Below are 8913 nucleotides of genomic sequence, written 5' to 3'. Positions count from 1 at the left end.
GCCCTCGGCCACCCTGGGCCGGTTCGTCGCCGCGGTGACCGCGGTCGTGGGCACGACCATGTTCGGCTGGCAGACCGTGCTCGTCGACAAGAACGCCACCCGGGAACGCGCGGAGTGCGTCGCCGGGCTCACCGACCTCCCGGCACCGATCGACGTGCGCGCTGGCACGGTCAACGGGGAGAGCCTGGCGGCGATCCAGCGCTGCCTCGGCACGCTCCGGGCGGACTCGGTGCGTCAGATGGCAGTCGGGCTGGCCGTGCTCGCGGCGGTGACCGCCGCCGGCTACCTGCTCGCCCCCTGGTTCGAGTGCCGGCTGCGCGGCCTGCGCCGCCTCGACCGGACGCCCGGCACCGAGGCGCTGCGGGCCGCGCTGGCCGGCCTGGTCCGGGAGGCGGGCCTGCGCCGCCCGCCGGTGTTCGTGGTGTCCCGGTCCGCCCGCATCAGCGGCAACACCTTCGGCGCCGGCCCCGTCCGGTACGTGCGGCTCGACCTCGGCCTCGTGCACGCCCAGCGGACCGCGCCGCAGGTGTTCCGGGCCGTCGTCCTGCACGAGTTGGCGCACGTGCGCAACGCCGACATCCACCTCACCCGGCTGACCATCGCCCTGGCGTGGGCGTTCCCCCTGGCCGTCCTCGTCCCCGTCGCGGTCAACTACGCCGGCTCCGTGCCCGCGCGACGCCTGCTCGACGACGGCTGGCGGCTGGCCGCTTTCGCGCTGATCGTGCACGCCTCGGCGTGGTCGGTGCTGCGCGCCCGGGAGTTCGCCGCCGACGCCCGCCTCCTCGGCGGCGACCGTGCGGCCGTCCGGGCGCTGCTCGCCGCCGACCGCAGGCGGATCGGCCGGCGGGCACGCCTCGGGTCGGCTTTCCGGTTCCACCCGCTCTCCCGCGCCCGGGCCGACACGCTGGAGCATCCCGGCCGCCGGTTCGCCGCCCGCCCCGTGGAGGCGCTCGGCGCGGGCCTCGCCGCCGGGATCGCCGCGCCGCCGCTGCTGGACCTGATGGCCAGCCTGCCCCACCAACTGCCGAGCTCGGACCGCCTGACCGGCGGGGCCGCCGCCACCGGGCTGCTGCTCGGCGTGCCGCTCGCGCTGGTCACCACCGGAGCGCTGTGGCGCTGCGCCTGGTGGGCGCGGCATACCGGCACCGCTGCGGCCACGGGCACGGCGTTCGGTGCGGCGCTGGGCTGCGGCCTGGTCGTCGGCCGCCGGCTGTCCTGGATCACCGCGTACACCGACCAGCACCGGGCCTGGTGGATCGAGGTCGTCCTCGGTCTGCTGTGGATCGCCGGCGGGGCCCTGCTCGGTCGGTGGGTGGCCGGCAGCGCGCGGGCGTACCTGCGGATCATCGCGCCGGAGCGGACCCGCCGGACCCGGTTGGCCTGGGCCGGCGCGGTGCTGGCCACCACCGTGCTCACCGCCTGGTCCCTGGGGTTTCTGCTCATGCTGGACTTCGCGACCCTCGACGGTGAGACCACTCTGCTGCGCCTGGTCGCCGCCCGCCAGGGGCACCCCGACGTGGTCACCTCGCTGGCCCTGCTCGACCTGCTGGGTTTCTACCTGCGCATCGCCGCCGCCCAGGTGCCGCACCTGTTCGCCCTGCCGCTGCTCGCGCTGCTGTACCCGGTCCTGGCCAGCCCTCGGGCCAGCCGGCACGCGGTGCGCCTGGGCGTCGTGGCCGGCGGCGTCGGCGCCCTGCTGCTGCCGCTGGTGCCGCTCGGCCTCGGCGTGGCCGCGCGCGACCCGGGGCTCAGCACCTCGACGGCGGCGGCCATGGTCAACGGTCACACCCTGGTCCCGGTCACGTTCGTCGAACTGACCGTCGCCGTCGCCGCAGTCGCCAACCGACGCCTGCCGCTGCCGCACGCCCTGCTCGCCGCCCTCACGGCGGGGCTGCTGCTGGCACCGGCCATAGTTGCCGCCGACACCACCGTGCCCTGCGTGACCGGCGCGTCGCGGGGCTGCGTCCCGATCGTCGACGGGATCGCCGTCGACCGCGCCCTCACCCACGCCCTCGTCGTCGCGCCAACGGCGGCGGTGCTCGCCGCCATCGTCGGGGCCGCCCTCGCCGCCGGGCTGGCCGGCTCCGCGCGCCGGCGGCGCTGGACGGCGGCCGGGCTCGCCATCGGACTCGCCTCCGCCGGCACGGTCGTGCTGGTGGTTTCCCGCCGGACGGCCACGGCGACCGTGAGCCGGGATCCCTGCCTGGTCGGGGTGTGGCGGCTCACGGCCAGCCGGTACCACCTGCCGGTCCCGGCCGACTCGACGCTCGGCGGGCTGGCCGACCTCACCCAGGACAGCACCGTCGAGCTCACCAGCGGGCCGGAGGGCGGCTACGCCACCGCCTACCGCGCCGACGGCACGGCGACGGACCTGCACGACCTGTCGACCGCCGAGGGCACGCTCGGCGGGCACACCGTGCGGCTCGCGCGACGGGGCGTGCTGACCTACCGCTGGTCGGCCGGCGGCGGGCGGTACCGCCAGTACGACCAGATCTATTTGGGCACCGAGACGGTGTGGGAGGTCGCCGGCCGCAAGGTGGCCATCCCCGCCGAGGCGGGGGAGAACACCGGCGCGTACCGCTGCGCCGACGACCGGCTGACCGTCCGCCTGGAGTCCGCCGGCGGGGCGTGGAGCGAGGAGACGTTCGTCCGCAGCCCCACCTGAGCGGGCCGCCCGTAGGCGAGGGGCGGGAAACCCGCCCCGCCCCTCGCCCGGCTAGCCGGCGCAGGCCAGGCGGGCCGCCGCCCAGTCGCCGTGGTCGTTGCCGACCCCGTTGCCGCCGTCGGTGACCCGCAGTTCGAGGCGCCGGCCGCCGGTGACGTCCACGGCGAGCCGCTGCGCGCCGGCGGAGCCCGTGAGCACCGGTGTCTGCGCCTTGCGCACCCCGTCGACCCACACCTCGAACGCCACGGACCCGGCGTTGCCCGTCTCGTCGTCGACCCCGACGTCGGAGCGGAACGACGTGCAGCGTCCGGCAAGGTCGAGCGAGACGACCGAGGTCGCGTGGACGCCCAACCCCTTGTCGTAGGTGACGCCGCCGATGCGCAGCGGGCCGCCGTCGCCGCCGGCCTGCTCGCCGTTGCTGCGGTCGGTCTCTACCGGGCCCCACCCGTTGGACTCGGCACGCCACGGCTGGTCGCTCAGCCACACCTGGCCGGGGGGCAGCGGCGTGCGTACGGTGGCCGGCGCGGTGACCGAGCTGCGGAAGTTGGCCGGCGAGATCGCGGTGACGGTGGCCGTCAGGTCGTACGACCCGAGGTCGGTGCCGGGCGGCGCGGTCACCTCGAACGCCGCCGTCTCCGGCACGCCGGCCGCGACCGTGCCGAGGTCGGCGGTGGTCGGCGTGACGGTCCAGCCCGGCGGAGCGTCGAGGGTGGCGGTGACGTCGCGCAGGCCGTCGGCGCAGCGCGGGGTCACCGTCACCTCGACAGGCTCGGCGATGCCGGGCGTGAGCTGCCCGTCCGTGGTCGCCGCCACGGTGGGCGGGCACGGGGCGGGGGCCTGCGAATCGACGACCCCGCCGGCGCGTACCTCGGCGGCGGTGAGCGGGCGCAGCACGAGCTGTTGGTGATGCGCCGCGGTCGCGGAGACCGCGAACGGGCTGAGCACCGAGTTGGGGGTTTCCCCCATGCCGCTCTCGCCAGCCGCGGCGTGCAGGGTCACCCAGCCGTCGTTGCGCACCAGCGGTAGCTGGTGGTCGTACTCGGCCCGGTCCAGGTCGTCGTAAGGGGTGACGCTCACGTCGAGGTCGCCGCCGACGAGCAGACCCGAGCGCCGGCCGTCGCTGAGCGTCGCCCAGGCCGCGTCGGTGTGGTTGCCGTACGCCTGGGGACGCGAGTAGCGCACGTACTCCTCGTCGACGGTGCTGCGCCACACGCCCATCAGCGCACCGCTGCGCCGGTCGTTGTACGTCTCGTGCGGGCCGCGCCCGTACCAGGCGAACCGGTTCAGCCCGGCGGGGACCTGGATCGCCACGCCCACCCGGGGCAGGTACGGCAGGGAGCCGACCCGGGAGCCGCCGGGGACCACGTCGTGGTCGAGGGTGATGGTGCCCCGCGCGTCGACCCGGTACGTGCGGGTCTGCGCGAACGACAGCAGCTCCCCGGTGCCCGGCCCGGCCGAGGTGGAGCGTACCCGGACGACCACCGTGCCGTCCTCGGTGGCCGTGTCGAACCCGGTCACCTCGGTGCGCAGCCGGTCCAGGCCCAGCTCGTGCCAGATCTCCCGGTCGGCGGTGCCCCAGTCGTAGGTCTCGTTGCTGGTCGGCGGGCGGTACACGTCGAGCTGGCCGCCGGCGCGCAGCAGCTCGCGGCCGTCGGCGGTCATGGAGGTGAGCAGCCCGGTGGCGGCGTCGAAGCGGTACCGCCAGCCGTCGCCGGAGACGGTCAGCACGTCGCCGTCGCGGCGGGCCCGAGGCGCTGGGCCGGTCGGCGCCGGGCCGGGCAGCACCCCGGGCACGACCGTGCCCCCGAGGGAGAACTGGTCCTGCCCGACGATCCAGCCGGCCTTCGCCCACGCCGTGGCACGGGTGCTCGCGGCGGTGAGGGTGAGCCACCGCTGCCGGTCGTGCGGGTTGGCCGGCGCGGGCCCGAGGTCGACCTCGACGCTCTGTCCGGGTGCCAGAGTCAGCGTCCGGCTGCCCGAGCGCAGGGTCCGGTCGACCTCGGTCTGCGCCCAGCGCAGCCGTACCCGGTGCGTCCCGGCCTGTTGCTCGTTGTACACCCGGACCCTGCCGGCCGCCGCGTCGACGGCGGTGAACCGGATCGGTGCCTGCGCCCAGGCCAGCTCGGCGGTCTCCGGTTGCAGGTAGCGGTCGGAGCCGACCAGCCCGTCGGTGCCGGAGAGGCTGCGGCCCAGGCTGAGGAAGTCGCCGTCGCGGTCGAAGGTGTCGAAGTCGAGCGCGAGGACCGCCCGGTGGGTGGGGTCTGCGGCCAGGTCGGCGGCCGACAGCGCCGCCGGGTAGATCCGCACGTCGTCGACGAGCCCTCGGCCGAGGCGGCGGCCCCAGTCGTTGTCCCGCTGGGTCTCGGCGTTGCGGCCGACGTTGACCTCCCACAGGCCGGGGTCGATGGCGCCGGTGCGCGCGGTGCTGCCGGCCTCCCGGCCGTCGATGAGCAGGCGCATCGTGGCGCCGTCGTAGACGCCGGTGACCCGGTGCCAGGTGCCGTACCAGTCGGCGGGCACGTCGGCGGTGACCGTGGCCCGGCTCCCCCCGGCGTCGACCGCGAACTCCAGGGTGTCCTGGTCGCGCATCTCGATCCCGTACGCCTGGCCCTTGGTTACGATGGGCAGGCTGCCGGCCCAGGGGCCCGGGTTGACCCAGGCGTCCAGGGTGAGCGCGGAGCCGGTGACGTCGAGGCTGCGGTCGCGGAACACGTCGACGAAGTCGTCCAGGCTGGACAGGGCGACGGCCTGGCCGCGCCCGGGCCGCCCGGGTGCCGGCTCGGGCTTGCCGACCAGGAAGGTCTGGAGGCGGCGTGGCGAGGAGTCGGGGGTGAACACCAGCGGCTGGCGCAGGTTCTGCTCGGCCCAGTCCCAGACGAACCCGCCCTGGATCTGCGGGTAGCGGCGGGCCAGCGCCCAGAACTGGTCGAAGTTGCCCAGCCCGTTGCCCATGGCGTGCGCGTACTCCCCCATGATCTGCGGTTTGGTGCCGCCGACCGCCTTGGCTTCCAGGCGGTCGGGGGTGGGGTAGCGCGGGCCGGACACGTCGGCGAAGGGCGCGTCGCCGTCGGGGTTGTTGGACTGGTGGTACAGCAGTCGGGTCGGCTCGTTGGCGTCGGCCCAGGCGGCCATGGCGTGGTGCGCCGAGCCGAGGCCCGCCTCGTTGCCGGTGTCCCACATGATGACGCTGGGATGGTTCTTGTCCCGGGCGACCAGCGCGGCGAACCGGTCGGCGAAGGCGGCGGCCCACTCCGGCCGGTCGGCCAGGCAGTCGGCGGGGCAGTTCTCGTGGGAGTGGGTTTCGATGTCGATTTCGTCGGCGACCCACAGCCCGTGCCGGTCGGCCAGGTCGTAGAGGTACGGGTCCGACGGGTAGTGCGAGGTGCGCACGGCGTTGAGGTGCAGCCGTTTCATGGCGAACACGTCGGCGCGCTGCTTCTCGCGGCTCTGGTACCGGCCGGTGTCCGGGTCGGTCTCGGCCCGGTTGGTGCCCTTGACCAGGATCCGCCGCCCGTTGACCAGCACCTGCCGGTCGCGGACCTCGACCTCGCGGAAGCCGACCGGCTGGGCGGTGGTGTGCAGGGCCCGGCCGTCGGGGCCGAGCAGTTCCAGGGCGAGCGCGTAAAGGGTGGGCTCCTCGGCGCTCCACTTGGCCGGGTCGGTGACCGGGCCGGTCAGGGTGACCCGGCCGCCGGCGGCCTCCGCGGTCAGGTCCAACGGGCCGGTGAGGGTGGTCACCGTCCGTCCGTGGGTATCCAGCAGCCTGCCGCGTACGGTGTGCCGGCCGGTCGCGCCCCGCGCCGAGCGGGCCACGTCGACCCGCACGGAGAGGGTGGCGTCACGGTACTCGGCGTCCAGGTCGGTGGTGACGTACGCGTCGCGCAGCCAACTCGGGCCGGTGCGGTGGAGCCGGACGTCGCGGAAGATCCCGCTGTAGCGCCACTGGTCGACGTCCTCGAGGTAGGAGCCGGAGCCCCACCGGTGCACCTGCACGGCGATCCGGTTGCGGTCGGGCTTGAGCCGCGCGGTCACGTCGAACTCCGCCGGGGTGTAGCCGCCCTGGTCGTAGCCGACGTATCCGCCGTTGACCCACACGAAGTATCCGCTGGTGACGCCCTCGAAGCGGAGCAGGACCTGGTCGCCGGTCCAGTCGGTGGGCAGGTCGAAGGTACGCAGGTAGGCACCGGTCGGGTTGACGTCGCGCGGCACCCGGGGCGGGTCGTCGGGCCAGATCTCCTCGGCGATGTTGCGGAACATGGGATGGTCGATGAAGTCCGACTGCCAGGTGTGCGGCACCTGCGCCTTCGGGAAGGCCCGCTCGTCGAACGTGGCGGCGGGGAAGTCGGCCGGCACGTCGTCGGGGCGGTCGTAGACCCGCAGCCGCCACTGCCCGTTGAGGGAGCGCACCTCGCTGTTGCGGGCGGCGTGCTCGGTCACGTCGGCGACGGCCGTGCGCACGTCCGGGTACGGCCGCAGATCGGCGTGCGGCGGCTGCTGCCCCTCGCCCGTCATCCGCGGGTCCTCCAGGTAGCGGTAGACGTCGGCGGCGGTCTTCGGCCCGCCCGCCGGGTCGACCGCCGGCACGGGCAGGGTGTGCGGCGGCGGGTCCGGTGTCACCGCCGCGGCGGCGGTCGGCACGGCCGCGGGCGATGCGCTGGTCGGCCCGACCAGCGCCCCGGCGGCGAGCGCGAGCCCGAGGGCGGCGTGGAGAACCCGGGACCGGCGCTGATGGATGCGGCCGGTCGGTCGTGGTCGAGCGTCTGGCATGGTCGGCTCCCGGGCTCGGCGCAGCACGAAACAAGGATCAACAGGAAAGAAAGAAGGAGAACACCTCCGCACACTTCCTAACATCGGTCGGTGCGGATGTTCAAGAGCCCGCGCGGCCGGAGACCTCTCTTGTCGCTGCCGACTGACTTCGGTAGCATTCGACCCGATCGATACAACCAACACCCGCCGCACTGCACGGCCATGGCGTCACGCCGAAGAAGGAAGGTGTCGCCGCAAGCCACCCACCACCGCCGCTTCCGCCGTGATCCATGATGACGAACATCACGGCACACAGTCGGACTCCGGTCACTCCCCTTCAGCCCACCCGAGATGCCCTGCGCGTAGACTCTCGCTGATCCAGCGCTGTCCACGGCGGTAGTTCGTGCAACCCGGGTCCGATGTCCAGGTGAGACACGGATCTCGGCCACCTGGTGCCAACGGGTCGCGAGGGCGGACGGAGAGGTGGGTGGAATGACCGCGCGCGGTCCTGCAATGAGGGACGTGGCCCGCCTCGCCGGGGTGTCGCACCAGACCGTGTCGCGCGTGCTCAACGGGCACCCCAACGTCCGGGAGCAGACCCGGCTGCGGGTCCAGGCCGCGATCAGCGAGCTTGGTTACCGCCCGAACCGCGCGGCCCGCGCGTTGGTCACCGGGCGATCACAGGTTCTGGGCGTGGTGGCGCTCAACACCACCCTCTACGGCCCGGCGTCCCTGCTCTCCGCCTTCGAACTCGCCGCCGCCGAGGCGGGGTTCGCCGTCAGCGTGGGCAGCGTGCGCAACCTGGACCGCGCCTCCATCACCGCCGTCGTCGAACGACACCTGGCGCACCGGGTGGCCGGAATCGTGGTGATCGCACCCGTGGAGTCCGCCGGCGAGGCGTTGGACTGCCTGCCCACCGACATCCCACTGGTCACTGTCGACGGTGACCCCCGCCGGCCGGAACCGCTGGTCACCATCGACCAGGTCGAGGGGGGCCGGCTGGCCACCCAGCATCTCCTCGACGCGGGCCACCGGACGGTCTGGCACGTCTCAGGCCCGGGCGACTGGTTCGACAGCGCCGGGCGGATCGCGGGGTGGCGCGAGACGCTGCGGGCGGCGGGAGTGGAGCCACCTCCCGTGTTGCAGGCGGACTGGTCCGCGGCGTCGGGGTACCGCTGCGGGCAGATGCTGGCCCGGACACCGGGGGTGACGGCGGTCTTCACCGCCAACGACGACCTCGCCCTGGGCGTGCTGCACGCGCTGCACGAGCAGGGCCGACGGGTGCCGGAGGAGGTCAGCGTCGTCGGCTTCGACGACGTGCCGGACGCCGCGTACTTCATCCCGCCGCTGACCACCGTCCGGCCGGACTTCGACACCGTGGCGAAGGCCAGCCTCGACCTGCTCCTGACGCAGATCGAATTCGGCGCCGATCGCACACTGCGGCAGACCGTCTCCCCCACGTTGATCGAGCGCAGCAGCGTTGCCCCACCACCCAGGTGACC

At 74.4% G+C, this 8913-nt stretch carries 3 protein-coding genes; 2 read left to right on the top strand and 1 reads right to left on the bottom strand.

Annotated elements, in window-relative coordinates:
• The coding region (locus tag E1258_RS26575; protein WP_207919727.1) for a M48 family metalloprotease at positions 1-2665 on the top strand (2665 nt) is incomplete at its 5' end.
• 51 nt (positions 2666-2716) lie between these two features.
• Here the strand turns inward: E1258_RS26575 and E1258_RS26570 are convergent.
• Positions 2717-7432, bottom strand: coding sequence for a glycoside hydrolase family 2 TIM barrel-domain containing protein (locus tag E1258_RS26570; RefSeq protein ID WP_132405928.1), 4716 nt, complete (start codon positions 7430-7432; stop codon positions 2717-2719).
• A gap of 471 nt (positions 7433-7903) precedes the next feature.
• Here E1258_RS26570 and E1258_RS26565 point away from each other — a divergent pair, with 471 nt between their 5' ends.
• On the top strand, positions 7904-8911 hold the full coding sequence (locus E1258_RS26565) for a LacI family DNA-binding transcriptional regulator (RefSeq protein WP_132405926.1): 1008 nt from the start codon (positions 7904-7906) through the stop codon (positions 8909-8911).
• Positions 8912-8913: the final 2 nt, after the last annotated feature.

The organism is Micromonospora sp. KC207 (assembly GCF_004348615.1).
Classification (GTDB): domain Bacteria; phylum Actinomycetota; class Actinomycetes; order Mycobacteriales; family Micromonosporaceae; genus Micromonospora.
This window is presented reverse-complemented; position numbering and strand designations above follow the sequence as displayed.